This is a genomic window from Halorhodospira halophila SL1 (assembly GCF_000015585.1).
In the GTDB taxonomy this organism is placed as follows: Bacteria; Pseudomonadota; Gammaproteobacteria; order Nitrococcales; family Halorhodospiraceae; genus Halorhodospira; species Halorhodospira halophila.
The window spans coordinates 2,607,326-2,631,769 of sequence record NC_008789.1 but is presented as its reverse complement, the minus strand read 5'-3'; the positions used below and the strand labels follow the sequence as shown (position 1 = coordinate 2,631,769).

The window sequence follows — 24,444 nt, the reverse complement described above, 5'->3', positions numbered from 1 at the left end:
CCGCGGTGTCGGTCCAGCGACTCCGGCGGTGCGAGCCGGGACCGCCGCGGCGGTCCCGGCTCGCGGCTGGTCAGCCGAGCAGCCCGAGGCTGTTGGCGAAGACCACCAGGATGGCCGCCGGCACGACGAAGCGCACCAGCACCAGCCAGCCCCGGTAGACCCAATCGGGCAGCGCCAGCTCCTCGGTGGTCACGCTGCGCGGCAGCACCCAGCCGGCAAACAGGGCCATCAGCAGGCCGCCTAGGGGTAGCATGACGCTGGTGGAGAGGTACTCGGCCAGCTCCTGGAAGTTCAGCCCGGCGATGGTGAAGCCGGCCCACACGTTGAAGGCCAGCAGCGAGCCGATGCCCACCAGCCACGCCGCGGCGGCGACGGCCGCGGCCGCCTTGGGCCGCTTCCAGCCGCGGGTCTCCACCAGGTAAGCGGTGGCCGGCTCCATGATGGAGATCGCCGAGGTCAGCGCCGCGAAGGAGAGCAGCAGGAAGAACAGCGTGCCGAACAGTGCCCCCAGCGGCATCTGCCCGAAGCCGTAGGAGAGGGTCACGAAGACCAGCCCTGGCCCGCTGTCCGGATCGAGCCCGGCGGCCAGCACGATGGGGAAGATGGCCAGGCCAGCGAGCAGGGCGATGACCGTGTCGGCGCCGGCGATCAGTCCGCTGTTGCCGGGGATCGAGGAGCGCTTCGACAGGTACGAGCCGTAGGCCATGATTGCCCCCAGACCCAGGCTCAGGGTGAAGAAGGCCTGGCCCATGGCGACCAGCACTGCATCGCCGCCGATGGCGCTGAAGTCCGGCGAGAACATGAAGTCCATCGCCTCGACGAACGCCCCGGCACCCATGCCGTAGCCGACCATCACCAGCAGGAGCAGGAAGAGGATCGGCATGAGCAGGCGCACGGCGCGCTCCAGCCCGTTCTGCACCCCGCGCAGGACGATGAAGGCGGTGGCCCCCATGAACACGGTATGCCAGAAGAGCATCTGCCACGGGCTGGCCAGCAGGTCGTTGAAGATCGCCTCGACCTGGCTGGTCTCCGTGCCGGTGAAGGTGCCGGCGGCGGTGTACGGGACGTAGGCCAGCGACCAGCCGGCCACCACCGAGTAGAACGAGAGCACCAGGAAGCCGGCGATCACCCCCAGCCAGCCGAGGATCTGCCACCAGCGCCCGGCGCCGAACTCGGCGGGCAGCGCCCGCATGGTGTTGATCGGGCTCTGGCGGCCGCGGCGGCCGATGAGGATCTCGGCCATCATCACCGGAATGCCGATGGCGAGGATGCAAGCCAGGTAGATCAGGATGAAGGCGCCCCCGCCGTACTCACCGACGACGTAGGGGAAGCGCCAGATGTTGCCCAGGCCCACGGCGGACCCCGTCGCCGCCAGGATGAAGGCCCATCGCGATCCCCACTCTCCGTGGATCGACTGCCGCAAATCCTTCATGGCCGTGCTCCCCGTCGGAACTTGACGCGGGAGCGTAATACAGTTCCGCGGGCGGCAACAAATCCCTGCGCGTTATGCCGCAGGCAGGCGGACCGCCTCGGGCAGGGCCAGCTCCATGGCGATCGGCAGATGGTCGGAGAGCGCGTGTTCCAGGACCCGGGCCCGCTGCACCTGCAGTGTGGAGCTGATCAGGATGTGATCGATATTGTGCTTCGGGCGCCAGCTGGGGAAGGTGTGCAGGCCGTGGATGGGCTCGGAGAGGTCTGTGCGCCGGCCGAGGCGGAGCAGCTCGGGGCTGTCCGCCTGGCAGTTGAGATCGCCCATCACGATGATGTGCCGGTGGGCGTTGACCAGCTCGGCCAGGAAGTCCATCTGCCGCATCCGGGTGCGTCGTCCCAGGGCCATGTGCACCTGGATGACGTTGAGCGCCTCGCTACCGGACCCGAAACGGATCTGCAGCGCCCCGCGCCCGGGGATCAGACCGGGCAGCCGGTGCTCGCGGATCTCTGCCGGCCGGTAGCGGGCCAGCAGCCCGTTGCTCTGCTGCGCCAGGCGGCCCATGTTGCGGTTGGTCTGGATGTACCAGTAGGGGAAGTCCGCCTTGTAGGCCAGGTGCTCCACCTGGTTCATGAACCCGGTCCGGAAGCTCCCGGCGTCCACCTCCTGCAGCCCGACCAGGTCGTAGGGCTCGATCCAGCCGCCGATGCGCTCCAGATTCCCCTGTCGCTGGCGGTCCGGGAGCACGTGCTTCCAGCCCCGCGTGAAGTAGTGGTGGTAGCGCGAGGTGGCGATGGCGTTCTGGATGTTGTAGCTGACCACTCGAATGGTGGCCGGCGCCTCGGGCGAGAGCGTGGGGTGGAGGGTGGCGTAGGCCCCCTCGCGCAGCCGGTAGGAGATGTTGGTCATGGGTGCCGAAGTCTGGAGCGAGTGAGGTCGGTTCTGCCTGTTGCACAGGAAAAAGCCCGACTATCCCCGCGGGTACGGGGGACAGCCGGGCTTCTCGGCGGCCGGGCCGGAACAGCGATGCCCCGCGATCACTCGTCCTCGTCGTCGAGCAGCGTCATGCTCGCCATGTAGGCGGAGACGGCCTCGATGTCCTCCTCGGTCATACGGCCCGCGGTGTCGCGCATCATGCGGTTGCGATCGCTCTCGCGGTCCTCGTTCTTGAACGCCGTCAGGGAGTCGTTGAGGTAGATCTCTTGCTGACCGGCCACCGCAGCGAACTGGCCGCCCTTGATGCCCTCGCCGTTGGGCCCGTGGCACGAGGCGCAGGAGGCGACGTTCTGATCGGCGATACCGCTGTGGTAGATCTCGCGGCCCTGCTCGGCCAGCTCTTCGTCCACGTCCTGGGACGGCGGCGGATCCTGCTTCTCGAGCCAGGCGGCCACGTTGCGGATGTCCTCATCCGAGAGCTCCGTGGCGTTGGGCGTCATCAGGAACTCCGGGTCCCAGCGGTTCTCGTCCCGGAACAGTTCCATGTGGTAGACGATGTAGTCCTTATGCTGCCCGGCGTGGCTCGGCCACTCGGGCACATCGCTGACACCGGTGGCGCCGTGGCAGGCCACGCAGACCTCGTTGTTGAGCTGCTCGCCCGCATCCAGGTCGATCTCGGCCTGGGCGGTGGTCGCGCCGAGCGCGAGGGCAGCGACCGTGTAGCCGGTCAGGGTGCGCTTGTGCATGACTTGTGTTCGCTCCGCTAATGGAGTGGGCTTTCCTTGTGCGTAACTCGGACGCAGAACGCTGCCACTTATATCAGCAGCATCCGCAAGCGTCAATTTGTCCGGCGGCGCCTGAACCGGCGACGATGCGTTCCGCCTATGAAACCATGATCCGACCGAATCCTGGCAAGAGAGGCAGGCATGACAGCAGACCGTATCTACCGCCGGGCGCAGTTCCGGCTAAGCGCCCCCACACCCGCCGACCTGGGCCCGGATGAGGGGGTCGAGGTGGCCTTCGCCGGGCGCTCCAACGTGGGCAAGTCCAGCGTACTCAACGCCCTCACCGGCCAGCGCAAGCTGGCGCGGACCAGCGGCACGCCGGGGCGCACCCAGGCGATCAACTGCTTCGACCTGGACGAGACGCGCCGGCTCATCGATCTGCCCGGGTACGGCTACGCTAAGGTGCCCCAGGCGGTCAAACGGCGCTGGGAGCGCGCCCTGCCCGACTACCTGCGGAACCGGCAGTCGCTCTACGGCGTGGTGGTGATCATGGATGTCCGGCACGCCCCCACTGACCTGGATCTGCAGATGCTGCGCTGGTGCGCCGACGCCGGGCTGGTGCTCCATGGGGTGCTGACCAAGGCGGACAAGCTCAAGCGGGGCGCCGCCCACAACCGGTTGCAGGCGGTGCAGCGGGCCACCGCCGAGGACGGGGTGACGCTGCCGAGCGTGCAGCTGTTCTCGGCGCTGAAGGGCGAGGGGATCGACGAGCTGACCGGCGTCCTCGATGAGTGGTTCGCGGTGGGGAACTCTCAGGCGTGACCGATGGTCGCACCTAGTGAGCGTCGCTGATGTGCGGTCCACAACCTCCTCTCTAGCGTGGCGCACACAACCCGGCTCCCCCCAAGGTCGGGTTGGCTGTTGGCCCCGGATCCCTCCCCCCGGATTCCGGGGCTTTTTTTGGGTATCGGCACCGTTCTGGCGGCGCAAAAAAAGGAGGCCCAATCCGTCCTGGATTGGGCCTCCCGATAGAGAGCCCGATAGGGGTTACAAGCAGCCAGTATTAGAAGTCCAGCTCCTCGTCGCCGGCATCAGTATCGTCGGCATCCTCGTCCCAGGGGTCGATCTCGTCGTCCTGCTCCTCGAACTCGAAGCCGTCGTCTTCGAAGCCGTCATCCTCAAAGCCGTCATCAGCCGGCTCTTCCCACTGGTCGTCTGCCTCGCCCTCGGTGTCGAACGCCATGGCGGCGGTGGAGCCCATGCCGACCATCAGGGCCAGGAGACCGGCGATCCAGTGCTTGTGATGCATACGTTACCTCCGCTTTCGGTTGCTTCGTTGCTCTGTCGTGTGCGTCGTCGCCGTGATCGACTTCGACCACTCGCCCTTCTCTAAGCAGGGTGCGTGCCAACATCTGTAAAAAACCGGGAAAACAAGAAGATAGGATCGGCGGCCCGGAGCGGAGGCAGGCCGGGGCGCCCCGTTTTGTCGCCGTCAGGCAACACTACGGCAGGGAGCGCGCGCTAAGTTGCTGATCTGCAGTGCTCGAGATTGTCGCTGCACGGCGACGCCGCCCTGCGACCGGATCGAGACGGCTTCATGACGCTCGGTGTAAGCTTGAGTGACCATGAGAGCGTATGGCGATATTCCTGGCCCTCAGACTCCACCTTGGACTCAGCGCGGTGTTGCGCTGATCACGGCCCTACTGGTGGTGGCACTGGCCTCGGTGGCGGCTGTCTCGCTGACCGCCAGTCACCAGATCGACCTGCGCCGGGCGCAGACCAGCCACGCGGCCAGCCAGGCGCAGCTCCACGCCATGAGCGTCGAGGCGCTGGCCGCCGAGGCGGTCCAGGAGGCGCAGATCGACACCGATCAGGCGGCGCAGATGCTCGACGAAGACTGTCGTACACCGCCTTTTACTACAGAGGTGGGGGGAGCCGTCGTGGAGGTGCGCCTGGAAGATCTCCATTGCCGGATCAACCTCAATAACCTCATCGACGAGGAGGATGAGGAGACCGAGGTCGGCTTCATCGAACTGGTCGAGGCCCTTAACCGCGACCACGGCGACTTCCGGCTGGACCCGGATGAGGTCATCCGTGCCCTGCGCGACTGGGCTGATCCCGAGGTGGAAGACGACTGGTACAGCCGGCAGGCCCCCCCCTACCGCCCTTCCAATCGGCCCTTGGCGGTGCCCAGTGAACTGCTGCAGATCCGCGGCGTGGATGCCGACTCATACCGCATCCTGGAGCCGTATGTGGCTGCGTTACCGGAGGTGGGCACCCGGTTCAACGCCCTGGCTGCGCCGGAACGGTTGCGCGAGGCTTACAACCTGCCGGATCCCGAGGATATGGACCCGGGGGATGAGGGCCTGGGCGATTACGTCCAGGTGGCCCTGAGGCTGGAGGTGGACGGCCGCCTCCACCACCAGTGCAGTGTGGTGCACGCCCCGAGCGGCGAAGTGGTGGTGCGCCGTCTCCGCCCCTGTTAGCGGGGCCGAGTGGCGATGGTACGGTGACCCCATGCCCGAGTATCTGCTGATCCAGCTCCCGCGGTGCGACGATGGCCGGTATCGCTTTGCCGTCGTTGCCGAGGGGGGCGCGATCCTGGATCAAGGTCTTCTGCGGCCGGAGGTGGTCGCACCCCACCGCGCTGGCCGGCGCTGTGTCGGCGTCGTCCCCGGGGCGCAGGTCCTGGTGACCCGGGTCTGGCTGCCCACTCGGCGCCGTCCGCGCGTGCTCCAGGCCTTGCCGTACGCGCTGGAGGAGCAGCTGACCAGCGATCTGGAGGCGCTGCACTTCGCCATCCGGCGGATCGATGCGGACGGCGGCGTGCACGCCGCCGTCGTCGAGCACGCTGCCATGCAGGCGTGGCTCGATGAGTTCGCATCCCTGGGGCTGGAGGTCGACGCCCTGGTCCCGGAAAACGGGCTGCTCCCGGCCGACTCCGGGCACTGGCGCGTCGAGGCGGACCGCAACCAGGTGGTGCTCGCCCTCGGGGCGGACGGCTTTGCCCTGGAGCCGGCCTCGGCGCCGGTGACCCTCGAGGCCGCGCTGGCCGTTGCCGAGCGACCGCCGCAGCGCCTCACGCTGCAGGCACCGGCGGCGCTGCAGACGCGCCTGGAGTCGGCGGCGGCAGCGGCGGAGCCGGCGCCGGAGCTGGAGTCGCGGGCGGTGGATGCCGATCTCCTGCCTCGTCTGGCCGCCTGGTACCACCCGCGCACCGCCGTTGACCTGCGCCAGGGGCCGTACGCCCGCCGCGAGCGCTGGGGTTGGTTATGGCGGCCCTTACGCCCAGCGGCTGCGCTCCTCGCTGTCTGGCTGCTCGGTCAGGGGGCGCTGCAGTGGCTGGAGGTCCAGCGGCTGGAACGCGAGGCTGAACAGCTCACGGCGGAGATCGAGCAGGTCTACCGGGAGACCTTCCCGGAAGGTCGGGTGGTCAATCCGCGGGTGCAGATGGAGCACCACCTGCGCACGATACGCGGCGATCGCGGCGGTGAGGGGGGCGGGCACCTCGCCCGCCTGCTGGGCAAGGCGGCACCCGCCCTGGCCGGCGACGGACTCCGGGTGCGGACCCTGCGGCTGCGTGACGGCAGCCTGGAGGTGGAACTGGATACCGTGGACATCGAGACCCTGGAGGGCCTGCGGAGAGCGCTGGAGGGCGACGCCGGCCTGGCCGTCGAGATCCGCTCGGCGTCGGCGCGGGAGGGTCGCGTGGACGGTCGCCTGGTCATTCGCGAAGAGGAGTCGGCGTGATCCGCGAGGCGCTGCAGCAGCTCCGCGCCGAGGCTGAACGCTTCTGGTCGGCGCGTAACCCTCGGGAACGCTGGCTGCTGGGTAGCGGCGGCTTGCTGGTGCTGGTGGTGGTGCCGTACGTGGCGGTTTGGGAGCCGTTGACCGAGCGTCGGGACCAGCTCCAAGCTCAGGTCGCCGAGCAGCGCCAGGATCTGGCCTGGATGCGCTCGGCCGCGGAAGAGATCCACGCCCATGATGGGGATAACGGTTCGGCAGAGCCGGTCACCGACGAGCGATCCCTGCTCAGCCTGGTGGATCGGGCCGCCCGGGAGGCCGGGATCGATGATCAGCTCAGCCGGGTGCAGCCGGACGGGGATGGCACCCTCCGGGTGTGGATGGACCGGGTCCCCTTCGATGAGCTCATGAACTGGCTCGACGGCCTGCAGCGCGCCGCCGGCGTTGAGGTAGATGCCTTGACTGTGGAGCGGACGCAAGAGGACGGCTTGGTCAACGTGCGCCTGACCCTGGAGGTGGGCACGTGACCGCCGCCCGCCCGTGGGTCCGGTTGTTGCGACGTCGAAGCCGGGGTGCGCCCCGGCTCAGGTGGCCGGGGCGACGATTCTGGGGGTTCACGGTGCTGGGCCTCGGTGCCTACTGCGCCTTCCTCCTGGCGCACTGGCCGGCGGCCCACGCCTGGTCGTTGGCCGAGCGCTACCTGTCCGTGCCGCCCGAGGTGCAAGTGGGCACTCTGGACGGTACCGTCTGGGACGGCCAGGGCATCCAGGTCGGGACGACAGACCTGCAGGCGGAGCAGATCCGCTGGCGCGTCCGTCCGGCGGCGCTGCTCACCGGTCGGCTGGAGGCAACGATCGAGGCCTCAATGGGGGACGGGTTCGCCGAGGGGCGGGCGACCCTCGCCGCCGGCGGGCTGAGCCTGCGCGATGTCCACGGCCGCTTCCCGGCGGCGCCGTGGAGCCGGTTGGCCGCCCAGTTCGGCGAGGAAGTGCTGCTCGCCGGGACGTTCGCCTTTGCCATCGACACCTTACGGGTCGACCGTGGAGGTCGCCTGCAGCAGGTCGATGGCCGCCTCGCCTGGCACGACGCCGCCGTCACTGTTGACGAATACGTTGAGCTCGGCGGCCTGACCACTCAGCTGCGGGCCGAGGACGGCGCGCTGGTTGGTGAGCTCGGCGATACCGGTGGCCCGCTTCAGTTGGGCGGGGGCTGGCGGCTGGATCCGGCCGGTTCCTATGAGCTGGATGCCGTCGTGGATACGCGGGACGGCGCCGCGGACATCCTGACCCGCAGCATCGAGATGGCCGGGCCCCGCCGGGAAGACGGGGTGCACGTGGGTATCGAAGGGACCCTTTAGCCCGGGGGGTCAGAAGCGAAACTGCAGCGAGGCGCGGTACTGGCGTGTCTCGTAGCCAAGGGTCAGGTCGCCAAACTCCGGATCGGGGTCCGTCACCAGGGCGTCGACCTGGAAGCCGAAACGGCCGGACCCGCGGTAGCCGGCGATGACCCCGGCGGTGAATCCCAGGTCACGATCGGAGCCGGTGTCGGCCGGCTGGATGCTCGTGCGCGTCAGCGCCACGTGCCAGCCGAGGAACCAGGGCGACTCGCCGAATAGCCGCCGCGCCTGGTAGTAGGCGTCCGTCTGGTTGACGCGGACGGTCTCCCCGCCGGCCCCCTTCGGGTGGGCGGCGGTCTGGGTGTAGGCCAGGCCGACCTCGAAGTCCCAATACCGCCCACGATCGTTGATCACATGGGCCCCGTTGGCCAGGGCCACGGTGCGGGCCGTTCCGGTATCGGTGCCGTCGGATACCGCCAGCGTCCCGGTGACCACGGCTACCCGCCAGCCGTCTTCGAGGACCCCGCCGTAGGCGCGCTCGTCCGCGGCGGCGTTGCCGCCCGCGGCCACCCCGGCCACCAGCAGACAGCCGGCCGTCGTCGCCCACCTGCGCCTCATCGGCGGACCTCGGCAGTACCGCGCCATCCAGCGTTCCGGATCAGGGCGTCAGCAGGGCGGGTTCCGGGCGTCTTCATGGGCTGGTGTCCATGGCGATCGGGTGGTGCCAGAGTGGCGGGTGGCTCGGGATGGACCCGAGCCTATCAGGGCCAAACCACTTACCATGTATCGGGTTTTCGAAGAGTTGAGTGTGGGATGCGTTCAGGTAGTTGAGCGTTGCTCAGGTGTACGGGGCTAAGGGTTTTGGACCAATGTGTGTGCTTGGCTAGGTCGGCTGGGATGCGCCGGTGATCATGGCCGGGGATGGGCGCGACGAGGCCTAGGCGGATACTGGGCTGATAGCGGCGTACGGTCGCAAGTGCCGCGTCGAGATCTGTGTCGTTGCTGCACACAACCGCCTGCTCATACGAACCAACCCAAGACCCGGCGATTAAGTCAGCGGCGAGGTTGACATCGGTTTTTTTCTCATGGAAGTCAAGGACCTGAACTCGCTCGAGATCCGGACGCTCTGGGATAGGTTGGGCTAGGCGCTTGAAGGGGGTCGTTGCGATGATTTTGCCCTCGATGATGGAAAGTCGTTCGGGGTGCATCGTGCGCAACGCCTGTAGGTAGCGCCGTTGGCGCTGGGGTGATTTGGGGTCGTCGCACATTCGCCCAAGCACTGGGGCGGTGTAGTATCGGACTTCCACCAGATCGACTTGCGGATCCAGGGCGTGATCGCGGAACAGAACGACGAGATCCAACCACTTGAACGCGGTTTTTCTCAGCAGTCCGTAGTACAGGTTGTACCCATCGACGTAGACGACGGTTCGCAAAACCCATCTCCAGAAATGACAAAGCCGCCCGGAGGCGGCTTGTCGCCCCGAGAGCACTTGGTCGAACCAAGCGGTCACGGGGTGAGTCGTGGAAAAAGTATACTCCAAACCTGCGTGGCGTGTCAACGGCAGTGTCGTCACGAGCGGTTTGGACCCATCCAGCGCCTAGCCGCCTGATACGGAAGGATCCAAGGCGTCAGCCCGCAGAGGCGATCCCGGCGTGGTGGGTGAGTGTACGGCCTGTGGTTTCCCCGGCCCCCGGCCAGTGGACCGTGAAACTGGTCCCGGTGCCGGGGGTGGAGTCGCAGACCACCTCACCGCCGGCCTCCTGCACATAGCGCTGGACCAGTGGCAGTCCCAGCCCAGTGCCGTCGGCGCGACTGGTGGCAAAGGGCTCGAACAGCCGCTCGCGTAGCGCCTCGGGGATGCCCGGGCCGTTGTCCGCCACCTGCAGCACCAGGGTGTCGCGGCGATCCACTCGGGCGTCCACCCACACCTGGCCGCCGGCGGGTACGGCCTGGACCGCGTTGCGCACCAGGTTGGCGTAGACGATCCGAAAGCCCCCCGGCAGTTCGACCCGCGCGTCGGCGAACGCCGCCGTCAGGGAGACGCCCTTGGCCTGGGCCTCGTTGCGCAGGACCGTGGTCCAGCTCTGCAGGATCTCGGTGAGAGCGCCGCTGCGCGGTTCGCTGCTGCGCCCGCAGCCGAAGGCCATAAAGTCATTGACCAGCTCGTGGATGTGATCCAGCGAGCGGAAGATCGCCTGCCGGTCTTCGGCCTCCAGCGGGGCCACCTCGCAGAGCAGGCGCACCGGCACGATGCTGTTCTTGATGTCGTGGGCCAGCTCGGTGGACATCTCGCCCAGGGTGGAGAGGGCCTGGAGCTTCTCCAGATGTTCGTTCAGCCGGCGGTACTCGCTCAGGTCGGTGATCTTGACCAGGGTCAGCTCCCCGAGACGGCGGTAGGAGACCAGGGCCGGCCAGGACCGCCCGTCCAGCCGCACCTCCTGCTCGAAGGTCCCGGTCTCGGCGCGCTCGATCCCGGTGCGGATGCGCAGCCACAGTCCGCCGCCGAGGAGATCCGGCACCGTGGCCCCCATGCAGTCGGGAACCGGACAACTCGCGCAGTGTGTGCCGATGGCGGCGTTACCGTGGCGGATGGTGCCATCGGCGTCGACCAGCATCACCAGGTCCTCGACGCTGTCGAGCAGCCACTGCGAGCGGCCCAGCTGGTCGACGGTGTTGAGCAGTTGCCGCTCGACGGCGTCCAGTTCGTCCTCGCCGGGGCGTGGCCGGGGTGTGCCGGGGCAGCGCGCGGGCTGCTTGCCGTCGCCCTGGGCGCGCCGGGCACGGCGGTGGCCCTGCTCGACGATACTGCGCATCCGCGTCCGCCAGCGCGCCGCGATCAGCGCCCCGACGCCGGCGGCCAGCAGGGCGCTGAGCCCCACCACCAGCAGCGCCAGGCCGCGCACGCGATCGAAAGCCTCCGAGACCACCGCGGCGTCGAGGATGACCCGCGCGTCGGCCCCCTCGACGGCGCGCTCGACGCCGGCCTCGATCATGCCCCTCGCGTAGTGGTCGAACCACAGCGTCAGCGGCAGGGCGACCATCAGGGTCACCAGCAGGAAGGTGGCGCCGAGCCGGACGGCCATGTTGCGTGGCAGCCAGCACCTCAATCCGTCGGCTCCTGCATGGCCTGCAGCCGGGCGCGCAGGGTGTTGCGGGAGACGTTCAAGGCCTCGGCCACCCGGCTCTTGTTGCCGTTGTAGTGGGTCAGGGCGCGCTGGACGGCCCGGCGCTCCAGGTCGTTGAGCAGCTCCGGCAGCCGGTCCTGGGCCAGGGCACGGTCCAGAGCGCGGTCCAGGGCGGTGTCGAAGTCGCTGTCACCGGCGGGTTCGGCGGCCGCGCCGGCCAGCTCCAGGGTATCGATCAGCCCCCGCTGGCGCTTCGCTGCGGCGCGGTAGACGGCGTTCTTGAGCTCGCGGACGTTGCCCGGCCAGCTGTGGCCCTGGGCCTGTTGGCGGACCTCGGGGGTGATACCGTGGATATCCAGCCCCATCTCCTGGTTGGCCGCCCGGATGAAGACCTCGATCAGCGCCGGCACGTCTTCCAACCGGTCGCGCAGCGGCGGGATGTGCACCGGGATCTGCGCCAGGCGGTAGTAGAGATCGCTGCGGAACTGACTGGCGTCCGCGCCGAGCAGCTGGCGGTTGGTGGCGGCGATCACGCGCACATCGGCGTGACGCGGCGCCGACTCCCCCAGGCGGTAGAAGCGCTTGTCCTCCAGGAAGCGCAGCAGCTTGGCCTGAAAGGCCAGCGGCATGTCGCCGATCTCGTCCAGGAACAGGGTGCCGCCGGCGGCGGCCTCCACCTTGCCCTCGGCGGCCCGGCTGGCGCCGGTGAAGGCGCCGCTGGCGTGGCCGAACAGTTCGGCCTCGAGGAGGCTCTCGGGCATGGCGGTGCAGTTGATGGCCACGAAGGGGCCGTCGGCCCGGTGGGAGTGGCGGTGGACGAGCTCCGCCGAAACCTCTTTGCCGACCCCGGTTTCGCCGGTGAGTAGGACGTTGAGGTCGTTGGCCGCGGCCACGCCCAGGGCCTTGAAGACCTCCATCATCGCCGCCGAGGTGCCGAGCACATCGTGGGCCTCGGCGCTCAGGGCGGACGCCGAGGCGTCGGAGTGCGTCTGGCTCAACGCCTCTTCCACGGCCCCGACCAGGGCCTCGGCCTCGATGGGCTTGGCCAGGATCTGCATCGCGCCGCGCTTGCTCGCCTCGACCACGTTGTCGGGGAAGGTGTGCGCCGACAGGACCACCGCCGGTGTCTCATCCCCGGCGCTGCGCAGGCGTTGAAGCAGCGCCAGGCCGTTGTCCTGCTCCAGCTGGATATCCAGGATCAGCGCGTCTGCCCGGGGCACCAGCGGCTCCGCCTCGGCGGCGGAGGGGGCGCTGATCACCTCCAGCCCGCGGCTCTGCAGCAGCCGCCGGACGGCGTAGACCACCTCGCGATGGTCATCCACGACCAGGACGCATCCGCGCATGAATCCCTCCCAGCGACCGGTTCCCTAATGGGTTGACATTAATCAACCCAGCCGTGGTGGCACAAGGGGCCGGCCGTCCCAACCGATCTCCGGCTGCGCAGCCTGAGACCACGCTGCGCAGCGCCTGACCGCGCGGCGGTCCCGACAGGGCTCTGTCTTGTCCCCGGGAATCGTATCGAAACCCCCGTATGACGGGGCCGTTACGCCGGTCGGCCCATTTTGGCCCGCCTTTTGCCTCCCGGCGTTGATAACAATCAAAACTCCATCGATAGGGAGGAGCGCGCCTTGTTCGCGCAAAGACTGATCCGGCGTCTGATGCCGTTTGGGTGCGCTGCGGCCTGTTTCGCATTGCTGGTGATCGCCCCGGTGGCTGGGGGTGAGGACCTTGATCCCGAACAGCTCGAGGAGCTCGTCGAGGAGGTGCGTGGTCTCTCACCGGTTGTGGCCGAGCGCCGTGCCGAGGATCTGCGCGCCCACATCGGCCGCATGGAGGAGACGCCCCACGCCGTGGGGTCCGATCCACGCACACCAGCGGGCCAGACGCGAGAGGATGGCAACTACTGCTACCAGTGTCACGGCGACGGCTGGGAGCACTTCTTCGAGATCGGCGAAGACGTGAGCACCAGCCAGGCCAACGAGACGTGCCTGGACTGCCACAGCGGCGGGGACCGCATGCACTGGGATGGTGGCGCTCACGAGTTCCAGGACATGGCCTGCGTCGACTGCCACAACATGCACAGCAACAACGACACCCTGCTCCGCGAGGAGGATCAGCTGACGCTGTGCAGCAGTTGCCACCAGGAGCGTCGGGTGGACTTCAACCGGCCGCACCACCATCCGGTCCGGGAAGGCCAGGTGGAGTGCACGGACTGCCACAACCCCCACGGCACCACTGGCCACGCGATGCTCCGCGGCGGGGGGGTGAATGAGACCTGCCATAACTGCCACGCGGAGTATCGGGGACCGTTCCTCTGGGAGCACCAGCCGGTGGCCGAAGACTGCACCCATTGCCACAACCCGCACGGCTCGATCCACCCGAACATGCTGGAGGCGCGCACGGCCCAGCTTTGCCAGTCCTGTCACGTCACCACAGGTCATCCCGGTGATTTGCTTGGGCCGGATCACGAAGGCCTGTCGCAGGGGCAGTTCATGACACGGGGGCAGGGCTGTACCAACTGCCACTCCGAGGTTCACGGCTCCAATCACCCGGGCGGCGCCTTCTTCAAGCGCTGAGCTCTGCAATCACGGCGAGGGCGCGAGAACCATGACTCGAACCACCACCAAATTGGGAAGCTCACTGGCGCTATCGGCGACGGCATTATTCATCGTGGCCGGCGCCGATGCCGGCACGCCCGAGTCCTCCGCGACCTTTGTGGGTCCGACGGAGTCGGAGATCTGGCTCGGCTTCGGCTATCTAGATCAGGACAACAGCCACTTCCGCCGCTACACGGGGCCCGTCGAGGACGGGCTCTACCCGGCCCTGGAGCTTGATCTGCGCTATCGCGGCGAGGACGAACAGGAAGGACGGTATGGCCGCCTTGAGGGGCGCGATCTGGGGCTGGATTCGCGGCGCCTGCGTGGCCGCTACGGGGTACAGGGGTCCTACGGGCTGCATCTGCAGTACGACGAGCTGCCGCGATCTTACGATCACGATGTGGTCAGCCCGTTGCGGGATGAGGGGGGTGATCTGCGGTTGCCTCAAGTGACCGGCGACGTCGAGACCGACAGCCGTGACTGGGAAGTGGGCACCCAGCGTGAACGCACAGCGGTGGGGGCCCATCGCGTCCTCGGCGACAACTGGAAACTCGATGTTGGTTTCAGCCGCGAGGAGAAGGAGGGGCACCAGTACCGCGGCTATGGCATATGGAGCGATGCGGCGCCGCGGGGGTTCCAGATGCCCGCCCCGGTGGATCAGCGCACCGACCAGCTCGACCTCGGTGCGGAGTACGCCGGTGATGCCCTCCAGGCGCGGGTTGGCTATCACCTCTCCGAGTTCACGCAGCTCAGCGGAGACTCTTTCGACGTCGACGACCCCCGAGCGGATGACTGGACCAATCTAGAGGAGGGTGATCGGCACCGCCTGTCCCGGCCCCCGGAGAACCGCTACCATCAGTTCAGTGGCTCCATGGCGTACGCCCTGCAACCGGGCACGTCGGTCAGCGGCAGCCTGGTCTACGGGCGCGCGGAGCAGGATGAGTCCTTCATCGACGATTCGGCCTACGAGGACGTCCTGGATGTCCTCGGCAACAACCTCGATGGCCGGATCGATACGACCCGTCTAGGTCTCCAGGGTACACATCGCTTCCACCCCCGCGTACGGGTGAAGGCGGAGTACGAGTACGAGGACCGGGACAACCAGTCGGCTCAGTGGGACGACCTGCCGACCATGAACCGCTCCACGCGCGTTCACGACTGGACCCGCCACAGGGCGGGGTTCGATGCGGACTTCCGGCTGCCGATGCGCAGTAATCTGATGGTCGGTTACCAGTACGAGGAGAAAGATCGTACCTACGCCGACGACGAAACCATCGAAGACACCTACCGCGGCCGTCTGCGCAGTCAGCCCACCGACAATCTGAGCATAACCGTGCGCGGTGCGTATATGGACCGGTGGGGGGCGAGCTATGCCGGGGGTGGCTCGGCTCTGGCCGATAATATTCCGGAGCTCGATCTTTACCACATGGCCGATTTGACGCGGCTGGATATCGGTGCGAGCGCTACCTACCACCTTATCCCCGAGCTTGCTCTAGGTGCCGAGTTCACTTACCTCGAGGATGACTATGTGCACTCGGATGCCGGCCTTGAGGGCGATGACCGCAGCGCCGTCACCCTCTCCGCCGACTACTTCCCGGTAGAGACCACCAGCGGTTACGCCTTCCTCACCTACGAGGAGCGGGATCGCGCCCAGGGCGGTGACGACCGCAGCCTGACCCAGGAGGAGGAGATCCTCACCCTCGGGGTCGGCGGCGAGACGAGCCTCGACAACGATCAGCGCTGGACGCTCGGTACCGAGCTGCTCTACGCCACCTCGGACAGCGACATCCTCGTCGCCGACCCCGACGGCGACCAGCGCTACCCGACCCTCGAGACCCGTCTCACCCAGCTCCAGCTCTACGGCGAGCACCAGATCACCGACTCCGGATGGGTGCGCCTCGCCTACGTCGGTCAGCGCTTTGAAGAGCAGGACTGGATGAAAGGCTTTGGCCCCGACCCCGACCCCGACGACGACGGCGAATTCGTGCTCATGGGGCGGGAGGCCTACGACTACACCGCTCACCTGGTCGTCGGATCGGTGGGCTTCAAGTTCTGAGTGTTGGACCGGATAAGAACGACTCCGCCAGGAGGGGGAACGATGACCGAGACCATCGCAACACAACGATCACGGTATGGGCGTCGGGGCCTGGTCACCAGCTGCGCCATCGCAGCGGTCCTGGCCCTCTCCGCCTGTGACCGCGACGAGACCACGGAGATCGTGGAGGAAGGCGGTGATGGTGGAACCGCCGCGGCCACGAGTTTCCATGAGGGTGAATGGGCGGACATCGAGGATCTGGATCCGCGAAGTGAGGAGTGCGCCGACTGCCACGAGCCCGGTGAGGATCCACAGCCGATCAACGAGGTCCACGATTTGGCTCAGGGGTCAACCCGCGATCAGATACCCGGCGGTGAGGATGAGAATCTGATCGAGCGTGTCGAATTCGAAGACAACGATGGGCCGGAGTTGACCATCAGCCTGTCCCAGGATCTGTCGGACAGACAAGCCGGGGACTTCACCGTGACGTTCGCGCGGCTTTCCCCGCGGTTGCGCGCTTCAGAAGACGACGATCCGGCCGGTGAAATCGATGAAAACGAAATCGGCCACGACTGGCAGAACTACTTCAACATCCCGCACAGGGCGGACTCCGTGCCTTTCCGGGCCGGTGACGCCGATACGGCCGTGCTTTACCCGGCGCCGGAGCCGGTCACCGCGGGGGTCGAGATGGTGGACGGCGAGACGCTCCGAGTCGATCTCGAGGACCAGGAGCTCACGAACTGGGAATGGCGCGAGAACGAACAGGTCAGTATTACTGCGTCTGGCGTAGACGAGACCCTCACTATTGAGCGCGGTGCCTTTACGGAGATCTCGGATCATGGAGGCCTGGGTCAGCACATCAACTGCACCGACGAGACCAACACCGAAGACGGCATCCATACACAGGAAGTGATCTGTTGGTGGCCCGATGGCACGGCGCTGCCCCAGGGCGTATTTGTCACAGAGGATGATCAGTTCGTCGTGGAGTTCGATGCCCGTCATACCCACCGACTCGGGCTGGAGGTGAGCGGGGTCACGGCCTATAACGAGACCTACGACTTCGTCCCAGAGCCGGTGGCGAACTATGCGTGGATCGAGGGGAAGGTCGAGAACGCGGCGATTATCGATCCGGGCGCCTACGATCCGGTCGATATGATGCATCAGACCACGGACCGGGATGACGTCCCGGCGGTGCGCAATGTCGTTACCACGGAGAGCTGCAATAGCTGCCACAACGGTTTTTCCCAGCACGGCGGCAACCGCTCCGAGGTTGAGCAGTGTGTCACTTGCCACAACCCGGGCCACATTTATGCAGCGTCCGGGCGCAGCGGGGACTTCAAGCAATTCGTCCACCGCATCCACCGTGGCTCTGATCTCCCCGCCTATGGCGTGGACGGAGATGCAGAGGTGGACCTGCTGGCCGCCGCCCCGGCGGCTAGCGACTGGAGTACGGTTCGGTTCCCGCAGGGTCCGTCGCCCGGCCAGGATGGGATCTGGAATACCGACGCACGCGAGGGCGTTGCGGAGAGAACGGATTTCGACAAGGGCATCACCAACTGTGTGAAGTGCCATCAGGGCGAGGATAGTGCGGCTTTACTGGACCACTTAGCCGAGGAAGACTTCGGGCTTGAGGAGGGGTACGTCGCCGACCGGCTCGATACCGCCGAAGTAACCGCTCAGGGAGACAACTGGCACGATGTCTTCAACGTGCAGGCGTGTCGTTCGTGCCACGATGATCAGTACTGGCACGTAAACGATAGTAGTGAGCCCGTAGAGGCCCTGTGGGGCGCAGACTACTTGGATGTCGGCACAGACTGGCTGGAGAGCCACCGCCACGGTGAAGAAGATACGACTTATGCCCCGCATGAGACCTGCTCGTCCGGGTGCCACGCTGCGGGTGCGTCGAAGCCCCTTAGCGACTGGATAAATGAGGACCTGGAGACCCATGTGGGCGTCGGGCCCGCTGGAAGCCTTGCACCGTTGAGAGCGTATGATCCGCTTGACGGTGACGATGTAGATGATGACCCGCATCTCCTCAGCTCCCACCTGCAGGGCCTCCGTCACGCTATGGTTGCGGACCGCTTTGAGGTGGTGATCGAGGGTCTTAACGGAGGTCCTCCGGAGGTAACGGAAGATGGCTTCGAGGCGGTCGTCTACGTCGAGGACGCTGCCAACGGAAATCTTTGGGACCAGGATTTGGATCTGAGCGTCTTCTTCGCCTGGATGGACGAAGGGTTCAAAGACTACACTCACTCCACTAGTGATCATCGCCAGCCTGGCGCCCCGACCGCCAGTGTCAGTATCGCTACGGATGAAGGCGGTGAGCCTGCTGGTACCGGGGTTGGCGTAGTTGAAGAACTCGGCGGCGGTGAGTTCAGGGTCGAGCTCGGCTGGGAGGAAATCACCGGTTACAGCGCCGCTGATTTCGACTTCACGGATTCTGGGGCCGTTGCAACTGCCGTAGCCGAGGGAACCATAACCCGGGACATTGAAGACGGTAACGGCGGCATTCTTGATACCCGTGAGTTGAGGCTGACGAGTCAGGCCGAGGACTTTGCCTTCGACGGCAGCCCGCTGCAGGAGTGGGAGATCCAGCCCGGGTCGACCCCGGCACGCGCTGCGACGGACGGTCGTGCTCAACTCGTGCAGTTTGAGGTGAACGACGAGAACGTGCCCCTCGATCAGCAAAACCAAGGGGTTCTCGGCTGCCGTAGCTGCCATATGCAGCTCTCGGTCCATGGGGATAATCGCACCAACAACCCGCAGGTCTGTGTGACTTGCCACACCCCGAATATGACCGATACCGCATGGCCGGACCGCTCGCAATTCGAGGGGTCGCCGTTCGGCGCGGACCAGAAGGCTCTCTACGATGAACTGAAGATGCCTGGTGAGCACGACGGGAAGTTTGAAGAGGCGACGGATTTCAAACGTCTCATCCACGCAGTCCATACCTCGGGCCGGGCTGGCGGTGGCTTTCGCCAGGAGCCGCTGCAGGTCCGAGACGAGTTCCGTAACAAGACGAGTTTCCCGGCCGGGGAGGACAGCTGCTGGTCTTGCCACTTCCCTGCAGCGGTTTCGCTCGAAGCCATGGGAGATGGCGTGATCGGCTCCACGGCCCTGACGGGGGACTGGTATGGAATCCATTACTTCATCAGCGACGCGGAGATCCACGATATCGGTGCGCACCGTAAGATGAGCCCGGTCTCGGCTGCCTGTACCTCCTGTCACGATGGCGGGATCGAGCGACCGGGAGGGGCTTCGGACGACGGAGATGTGCTCGGGTGGCATATCTGGGAGCGAGGCGGGATCGCCCCGCGGCTGGCGCCTCAAGGCCACGAAGCCACCGATCTCAATTTGAGGAATTACAGTGAGTACCCGCTGGAGGTGCCTCAAGAGTAGTGGTGTGAACGTCGAGGCATACCTTTTGAGTGACCGCCCCCGAAGCAGGTCGACTGCCCGGGGGCGGTGAACAGGGGGTTGCTGACCTTGGTTTCAAAAAGTTGTGGGAAAAAGCCAAGGAGGACGAGGTTATGACGGAATCCATCGACCACAACCGCCGCCGGCTGCTGCAGGCCTCGACGCTGATGGCCGCCGCCATCCCGCTGAGTGCCCTGGTGCATCACCGCACGGCCACGGCCGCGCCGCAGGCCGACGACGGCCACGCCCACGACTACGTCGGCGATGCCGCGGATGCCGAGGACCACGCCCGCTACCAGGCCGGACAGCAGTGCCAGGACTGCAGGTTCTGGGAGGGCGAGGTGGAGGGCGGCTACGGCGAGTGTTCCCACCCGGACTTCGCCGACGTCCTGGTCAGCGCGGACGGTTGGTGCGACGTCTTCGCGCCGGCTTGAGGAAGGCCTCGTGCCAAGCTGAAGGCTGCGGGGCGGAGGGGCGCCTCTGCCCCGTGTTCGGCTTGGTGCCGGGTTACCCCTCCTGCGTCACCCGCAAGACCTCTTCCACCGTGGTCTCGCCGTTGAGGATGCGCCGTGCGCCATCGGCGGCCATGGAGGGGTTGCTGCGCCGGGCGTAGCGCTCCATATCCTGCTCACCGGCGCCGTCGTGGATCATCTGCCGGAGCGTGGGGTCGAGCTCCACCACGTCGTAGATCCCGGTCCGGCCGCGGTAGCCCAGGTGGTTGCACGCCTCGCAGCCCACGGCCTGGTAGAGCGTCGGCAGTTCCCCCCGGGCGTCGATGCCGAGCCGCTCCAGATCGGAGGGCGTCGGCTGGTACGGGGTTTTGCACTCGGGGCAGAGCAGGCGCACCAGGCGCTGGGCCATGACGCCGATGAGGCTGGAGGCGAGCAGGAAGGGCTCGATGCCCATATCCCGCAGCCGGGTGACGGCGCCGATGGAGGTGTTGGTGTGCAGAGTGGAGAGCACCAGGTGGCCGGTCAGCGAGGCCTGGATGGCGATCTCCATGGTCTCCACGTCGCGGATCTCGCCGACCATCACCACGTCCGGGTCCTGGCGCAGGATGGCGCGCAGGCCGCGGGCGAAGGTCATGTCCACCTTCGGGTTGATCTGCGTCTGGTTGACCCCGTCGATGTAGTACTCGATGGGGTCCTCCACGGTCATGATGTTGCGCTGGCGGTCGTTGATGGCGGCCAGAGCGGCGTAGAGGGTCGTGGTCTTGCCCGAGCCGGTGGGCCCGGTGACCAGCAGGATGCCGTGGGGCGCGTGGATGACCCGCTGGAGGCTGGCCAGGTTGCGCTCGTCCATGCCCAGATGAGTGAGATTGAGCCGCCCGGCCTGCTTGTCGAGCAGGCGCAGCACCACTCGCTCGCCCTGACCGACGGGCAGGGTGGAGACGCGCACGTCCACCGGGCGCCCGGCGATGCGCAGGGAGATGCGCCCGTCCTGGGGGAGGCGCTTCTCGGCGATGTCCAGTCGCGCCATCACCTTCACCCGGGAGATCAGCAGCGGCGCCAGGGCCGGCGGCGGCTCGAGGACCTCGCGCAGCACGCCGTCGACCCGAAAGCGGACCACCAGGCGGGACTCGAAGGTCTCGATGTGGATGTCCGAGGCGTCCTCCTTGATCGCCTCGGTGAGCAGGGCGTTGATCAGGCGGATGACCGGGGCGTCGTCCTCGGTCTCCATGAGGTCCTGCGGCTCGGCCAGTTCGCTGGCCACGCTCTGCAGGTCCATGTCGTCGCCGATCCCCTCCATGGCCTGTGCCGCCTCGCCGGAGGAGCGTTCGTAGACTTCGCGCAGCAGTGCCTCGAAGCGCTCGGTATCGACCCGCTCCAGGGCCAGGGGCTGGCCCAGGCGCCGGCGCAGTTCGGCGATAGCGCTCGGCTGCACCCCGGTGCGGTAGGCGACGCGGACCTGGCCGTCGCCGATCTCCAGCGGTACCAGGCCGTGGCGGCGGGCGAAGGCGAAGGGGATCTCGTCCATTACTCGATCCTCAGGGTCATCTCTTGCTCGCTGCCGTTGCGCTCCAGGCGCACCCGTACCCGCGAGGCCTCGCGCATCTCCTCGACCAGGGACTGCAGCCCCTGCTGATCAGCTACCGAGACGCCCTCCACCTCGGTGATCACGTCCTCGTTGCGCAGCCCGAGCTGATCCATCAGTTCCGCCCCCCGGTCATCCATGGCGCTGAGCCGGAAACCCCGGATGGCGCCGTCGCCCATCACCGGCCGTACCTGCACCATGCGGGTGATCTGGCCGGGATCTTCGCGAAACTGCTGTTCCAGGGACTCGAGTTCCTCGCGGGCGATCTGCCCGGCGGTATCAGCCGGATCGGCGGGCGAGTCGTCTTTGGCCCCGGTGTCGGACTCTGCGGCGTCGTCATCGACCCCCTCCGCCTCGCTCAGCGCATCGGTGTCCTCGACGCCCAGGCCGGTATCCGCCTCCCCGGGTTGTCCGTGGACGGCGACTCCGGGGAAGTCGTCGTCGTCCACCTCCAGCGCGGCCTCTTCCACCTCGAGGACCTCCCGCTCCAGGGAGAGCATCTCGAAGTCCCCGTCCCGGGAGAGGATGACCCGGTCCCGCTCCACTCGCTCGACCACGGCGTTGCTGGCGAGTTTGGCCCCGGCGAAGTAGACGCGGTGCTCGCCCTCCTCCTCGATGATGGCGGCCCCCTGGCCCTCGCCGCCGATGGCCAGGACGCCCTTGAGGGCCAGGTTGAGGCGCGTCTCGGGGGCGTCCGTGGGGATCTCCGGTCTTGCATCGCGGTCGTCCGGCGGGCGGCCGAAGAGGTGGTGGTCGGCCACGCTGCGCAAGCCCTCCGGTGCGTCATCGGTATCTTCGTCGCCCGGGCGGGGGGCGGGGCCTTGCGCCGTGGCGGTGCTCTCCGTCGAGTCCGGGGGTGGGGCGACGACCCGCCAGGTAACCTCCGCGGCGGTGGCGGCGATCAGCACCACGGCCAGGGCGAGCAGCACCGTCCCCGCCCGGCGCACCCAGGGGGCGCCCCGCTCCGGGGTGGCAAGCGCCCGGAGGCGCTCAATCCAGATCTGCGTCTGTTCCGTTGCCATGGTCCATGCCCCGTGCCGAGAGGAGGCGTGGGATCTCTTCCCCGTTGCCCAGTTCCAGGGTCACCCCGAGCGCCAGGAGCTGGCCGGCCTCGCCGAGTGCAGCGTCCGGTGGCCAGCGGTCGGTCTCCTGAAGGGTGCCGTCCGGGTCCTGATAGTGAAAGGTGAAGCGGATGGCTTCGATCCGCCTCCGGCTTTCGTCCTCCGTGGTGCCGGCCAGCCGGCTGCGCGTCTGCGGATCCTCCCCGCCACCGTCCAGGGTGGTCCAGCCCAGGCGGTACAGGACGCCATCCTCCAACTCGTAACCGACCCGGCGCAATACGCTCTGCTGCGTGCCTTCACGGCCTGCCGCGGTGATCAGCTCCAGGCGGGGCTCGGCATCCAGGGCATCGTAGGCCAGTGCCGGACGCCGGTCGCCCCAGGCGTCGATCCACGGCCGATCCAGGTGCTGACGCAGATCCCGGGCGAGGACCCCCTGGGCCAGTTGCAGTTCGCCGAGCCGTTGCCCCTCCGCCTCGACTCGGTCGCGGGTCTCCAGCACGGTCCGCAGGCCGCCATAGGCCATCGCCGAGACCACGGCGAAGATGGCGACGGCGACGAGGAGCTCAAGGAGGGTGAAGCCGCGCTGGCGACGCTCAGTCATCGTTCGCCTCGTCGTCCTCGAGTTCGGCCCGCGGGCTCCGGTACCACAGCGATCGCGTGGCCACCGGCCGCTCCGTCTCGCCGCTGCGGTAGACCGCCACCTGCAGCTCCAGCAGTCCGGCCAGTTCCAGGTCCACCGGCACCGGCGGGTCGGCTTCCTCGGCGGTGAGCTCCCAGTCCCACTCCATGCCGGCCATCTCGGCGCTGCCGTTGCGCACCGTGGCGCCGTCCAGCGGCTGCATGCCGGACTGGATGCGGGCCAGCTCATTCTCAGCCACCCATCCGGCGTAGGCGCGCTCGCGCAGCTCCACGGTGTTCCCCGCGGCCTGGCTGCCGACGCGGATGGCGGCGGCCAGGGCGGTGGCCAGGATGGCCACGGCCACCAGGACCTCCATCAGGGTAAAGCCACGGCTGGGCCGGGTCATGGCAGCTCCCGTGGGCCGGGCCGGTCGATGGCCAGCGAGCCGTCCATCTCGCCGGTCAGGCGGACGGCGCGCTCGCGATCGTCCGAGTCGATCAGGAAGAGTTCAAAGGGGGTGATCTCCCCACTGCCCTCGATGAAGACTTGAGGGTCCGGGTGCTCCGGATCCAGCTCCAGCGGCGCCCCGCGCCCTGCGACCCGCAGGGCCAGCTCCAGGTCGTCGTCGAGTAGCGAGCGGGGCCGGAGGGTATCGGCATCGGGGATGTCGCGCCACTCCACCGTGTCGTCATCCACCAGCTGCTGGCGCTGGAAGTGGTAGCGGTGCCGGGTGAAGGCCACGCCCACCTCGCCCGCGCCGAGCAGGACCTCCTCGCGGGCCAGCTCGATCAGGGCGGCGAGGCGCTGCGCGTGCTGGTGGACCTCCCGGTCCCGCCCGCCGTCGCCCACCGAGATCACCACCAGCCCGGTGAGCGCCGCCATGATGGCGATGACCGCCAGGAGCTCGACGAGCGTGAAGCCGGCGCGGCGTCGGTCAGTCCACGTCCCAGTTGCCGATCTCGGCATCCACGCCCTCGCCCCCGGGGCTGCCGTCGGCACCGAGGCTGTAGATATCGATGTCGCCGTGCTCGCCCGGGTTCATGTATTGGTACTCGTTCCCCCACGGGTCGGTGGGGACGCTGTCCAGGTAGCCCTGCCAGTTCTGCGGCTCCGGGTCGCCGCTGGGTTCCTCCACCAGGGCCTCGAGCCCCTGATCGGTGCTCGGGTAACGGTTGTTGTCCAGGCGATAGAGGTTCAGGGCCGACTCGATGGCCCGGATGTCCTGCTTGGCGGCTTCCACCCGGGCGCTATCCGGACGGTCCATGATCCGGGGGACGACGATTCCGGCGAGGATGCCGAGGATCACCACCACCACCATGATCTCGATGAGGGTAAAGCCGCGCGATCGTCTCGGTTGAACGGTTGTCATGGTCAATCGGTTTAGC

At 67.4% G+C, this 24,444-nt stretch carries 23 protein-coding genes; 9 read left to right on the top strand and 14 right to left on the bottom strand.

Translation table 11 applies throughout. From position 1 onward, the window contains the following. Positions 1–70: 70 nt before the first annotated feature. From HHAL_RS12095 to HHAL_RS12085, 3 genes are all read right to left on the bottom strand, one after another. Positions 71–1,432 carry a sodium-dependent transporter gene (locus HHAL_RS12095; protein WP_011815179.1) on the bottom strand — a complete coding sequence of 454 codons (1,362 nt, stop codon included), beginning with the start codon at positions 1,430–1,432 and terminating at the stop codon, positions 71–73. A gap of 72 nt (positions 1,433–1,504) precedes the next feature. Beyond that, a complete protein-coding gene (locus tag HHAL_RS12090; protein ID WP_011815178.1) occupies positions 1,505–2,338 on the bottom strand; it encodes an endonuclease/exonuclease/phosphatase family protein in 834 nt (277 codons plus the stop codon). 128 nt (positions 2,339–2,466) lie between these two features. After that, the gene (locus HHAL_RS12085; protein ID WP_011815177.1) at positions 2,467–3,111 is read right to left on the bottom strand and encodes a c-type cytochrome; all 645 of its coding nucleotides are present in this window, start codon (positions 3,109–3,111) and stop codon (positions 2,467–2,469) included. A 180-nt stretch (positions 3,112–3,291) separates the two neighbouring features. Here HHAL_RS12085 and yihA point away from each other — a divergent pair, with 180 nt between their 5' ends. Continuing rightward, positions 3,292–3,912 carry a ribosome biogenesis GTP-binding protein YihA/YsxC gene (yihA, locus tag HHAL_RS12080; RefSeq protein ID WP_011815176.1) on the top strand — a complete coding sequence of 207 codons (621 nt, stop codon included), beginning with the start codon at positions 3,292–3,294 and terminating at the stop codon, positions 3,910–3,912. A 241-nt stretch (positions 3,913–4,153) separates the two neighbouring features. Here yihA and HHAL_RS12075 read toward each other — a convergent pair whose 3' ends face one another. Further along, on the bottom strand, positions 4,154–4,399 hold the full coding sequence (locus HHAL_RS12075; protein WP_011815175.1) for a hypothetical protein: 246 nt from the start codon (positions 4,397–4,399) through the stop codon (positions 4,154–4,156). A gap of 316 nt (positions 4,400–4,715) precedes the next feature. Here HHAL_RS12075 and gspK point away from each other — a divergent pair, with 316 nt between their 5' ends. The 4 genes from gspK (at position 4,716) to HHAL_RS12055 (ending at position 8,191) form a co-directional block, all read left to right on the top strand. Beyond that, positions 4,716–5,576 carry a type II secretion system minor pseudopilin GspK gene (gene gspK / locus HHAL_RS12070; RefSeq protein WP_011815174.1) on the top strand — a complete coding sequence of 287 codons (861 nt, stop codon included), beginning with the start codon at positions 4,716–4,718 and terminating at the stop codon, positions 5,574–5,576. Between the two features lie 31 nt (positions 5,577–5,607). Further along, positions 5,608–6,840, top strand: a complete 1,233-nt coding sequence (gspL, locus tag HHAL_RS12065; RefSeq protein WP_011815173.1) for a type II secretion system protein GspL — start codon at positions 5,608–5,610, stop codon at positions 6,838–6,840. Then, complete coding sequence (locus HHAL_RS12060) at positions 6,837–7,361, top strand: type II secretion system protein M (RefSeq protein WP_011815172.1); 525 nt, start codon at positions 6,837–6,839, stop codon at positions 7,359–7,361. The genes gspL and HHAL_RS12060 overlap by 4 nt, the downstream gene beginning before the upstream one ends. 92 nt (positions 7,362–7,453) lie before the next feature. Beyond that, on the top strand, positions 7,454–8,191 hold the full coding sequence (locus HHAL_RS12055) for a type II secretion system protein N (RefSeq protein ID WP_041595199.1): 738 nt from the start codon (positions 7,454–7,456) through the stop codon (positions 8,189–8,191). A 9-nt stretch (positions 8,192–8,200) separates the two neighbouring features. Here the strand turns inward: HHAL_RS12055 and HHAL_RS12050 are convergent, their stop codons facing one another. The 4 genes from HHAL_RS12050 to HHAL_RS12035 form a co-directional block, all read right to left on the bottom strand. Then, positions 8,201–8,788 carry a hypothetical protein gene (locus HHAL_RS12050; protein WP_011815170.1) on the bottom strand — a complete coding sequence of 196 codons (588 nt, stop codon included), beginning with the start codon at positions 8,786–8,788 and terminating at the stop codon, positions 8,201–8,203. Positions 8,789–8,946: 158 nt separating this feature from the next. Then, the gene (locus tag HHAL_RS12045) at positions 8,947–9,603 is read right to left on the bottom strand and encodes an NYN domain-containing protein (protein WP_011815169.1); all 657 of its coding nucleotides are present in this window, start codon (positions 9,601–9,603) and stop codon (positions 8,947–8,949) included. 196 nt (positions 9,604–9,799) lie between these two features. Next, positions 9,800–11,278 carry a two-component system sensor histidine kinase NtrB gene (locus HHAL_RS12040; RefSeq protein WP_144446145.1) on the bottom strand — a complete coding sequence of 493 codons (1,479 nt, stop codon included), beginning with the start codon at positions 11,276–11,278 and terminating at the stop codon, positions 9,800–9,802. Continuing rightward, complete coding sequence (locus tag HHAL_RS12035) at positions 11,275–12,639, bottom strand: sigma-54-dependent transcriptional regulator (protein WP_011815167.1); 1,365 nt, start codon at positions 12,637–12,639, stop codon at positions 11,275–11,277. Before HHAL_RS12035 ends, HHAL_RS12040 begins: the two co-directional genes overlap by 4 nt. Positions 12,640–12,924: 285 nt before the next feature. Between HHAL_RS12035 and HHAL_RS12030 the strand changes: the two genes are divergently transcribed. From HHAL_RS12030 to HHAL_RS12005, 4 genes are all read left to right on the top strand, one after another. Next, on the top strand, positions 12,925–13,872 hold the full coding sequence (locus HHAL_RS12030) for a DmsE family decaheme c-type cytochrome (protein WP_011815166.1): 948 nt from the start codon (positions 12,925–12,927) through the stop codon (positions 13,870–13,872). A 31-nt stretch (positions 13,873–13,903) separates the two neighbouring features. After that, the gene (locus tag HHAL_RS12025) at positions 13,904–15,949 is read left to right on the top strand and encodes an MtrB/PioB family decaheme-associated outer membrane protein (protein ID WP_011815165.1); all 2,046 of its coding nucleotides are present in this window, start codon (positions 13,904–13,906) and stop codon (positions 15,947–15,949) included. Between the two features lie 42 nt (positions 15,950–15,991). After that, the gene (locus HHAL_RS12805; RefSeq protein ID WP_011815164.1) at positions 15,992–19,327 is read left to right on the top strand and encodes a multiheme c-type cytochrome; all 3,336 of its coding nucleotides are present in this window, start codon (positions 15,992–15,994) and stop codon (positions 19,325–19,327) included. Positions 19,328–19,458: 131 nt separating this feature from the next. Then, positions 19,459–19,779 carry a high-potential iron-sulfur protein gene (locus HHAL_RS12005; RefSeq protein WP_011815163.1) on the top strand — a complete coding sequence of 107 codons (321 nt, stop codon included), beginning with the start codon at positions 19,459–19,461 and terminating at the stop codon, positions 19,777–19,779. Positions 19,780–19,852: 73 nt separating this feature from the next. On the opposite strand, the gene gspE is transcribed toward HHAL_RS12005, so the two are convergent. Genes gspE through gspG form a run of 6 tightly spaced genes read right to left on the bottom strand, consistent with a single transcriptional unit; the run spans position 19,853 to position 24,428 of the window. Next, positions 19,853–21,322: a type II secretion system ATPase GspE gene (gspE, locus tag HHAL_RS12000; RefSeq protein ID WP_011815162.1), complete on the bottom strand. Its 1,470-nt coding sequence runs from the start codon at positions 21,320–21,322 to the stop codon at positions 19,853–19,855. Further along, on the bottom strand, positions 21,322–22,401 hold the full coding sequence (locus HHAL_RS12800; RefSeq protein WP_011815161.1) for a type II secretion system protein N: 1,080 nt from the start codon (positions 22,399–22,401) through the stop codon (positions 21,322–21,324). The genes gspE and HHAL_RS12800 overlap by 1 nt, the downstream gene beginning before the upstream one ends. Further along, positions 22,370–23,041: a type II secretion system minor pseudopilin GspJ gene (gene gspJ / locus HHAL_RS11990; protein ID WP_011815160.1), complete on the bottom strand. Its 672-nt coding sequence runs from the start codon at positions 23,039–23,041 to the stop codon at positions 22,370–22,372. Before gspJ ends, HHAL_RS12800 begins: the two co-directional genes overlap by 32 nt. After that, complete coding sequence (gene gspI, locus HHAL_RS11985) at positions 23,034–23,465, bottom strand: type II secretion system minor pseudopilin GspI (RefSeq protein ID WP_011815159.1); 432 nt, start codon at positions 23,463–23,465, stop codon at positions 23,034–23,036. The genes gspJ and gspI overlap by 8 nt, the downstream gene beginning before the upstream one ends. Continuing rightward, positions 23,462–24,025 (bottom strand): type II secretion system minor pseudopilin GspH, encoded by a 564-nt coding sequence (gene gspH, locus HHAL_RS11980; protein WP_011815158.1) that lies wholly within the window; start codon positions 24,023–24,025, stop codon positions 23,462–23,464. The genes gspI and gspH overlap by 4 nt, the downstream gene beginning before the upstream one ends. Then, a complete protein-coding gene (gene gspG, locus HHAL_RS11975) occupies positions 23,994–24,428 on the bottom strand; it encodes a type II secretion system major pseudopilin GspG (protein ID WP_011815157.1) in 435 nt (144 codons plus the stop codon). Before gspG ends, gspH begins: the two co-directional genes overlap by 32 nt. Positions 24,429–24,444 lie beyond the last annotated feature (16 nt).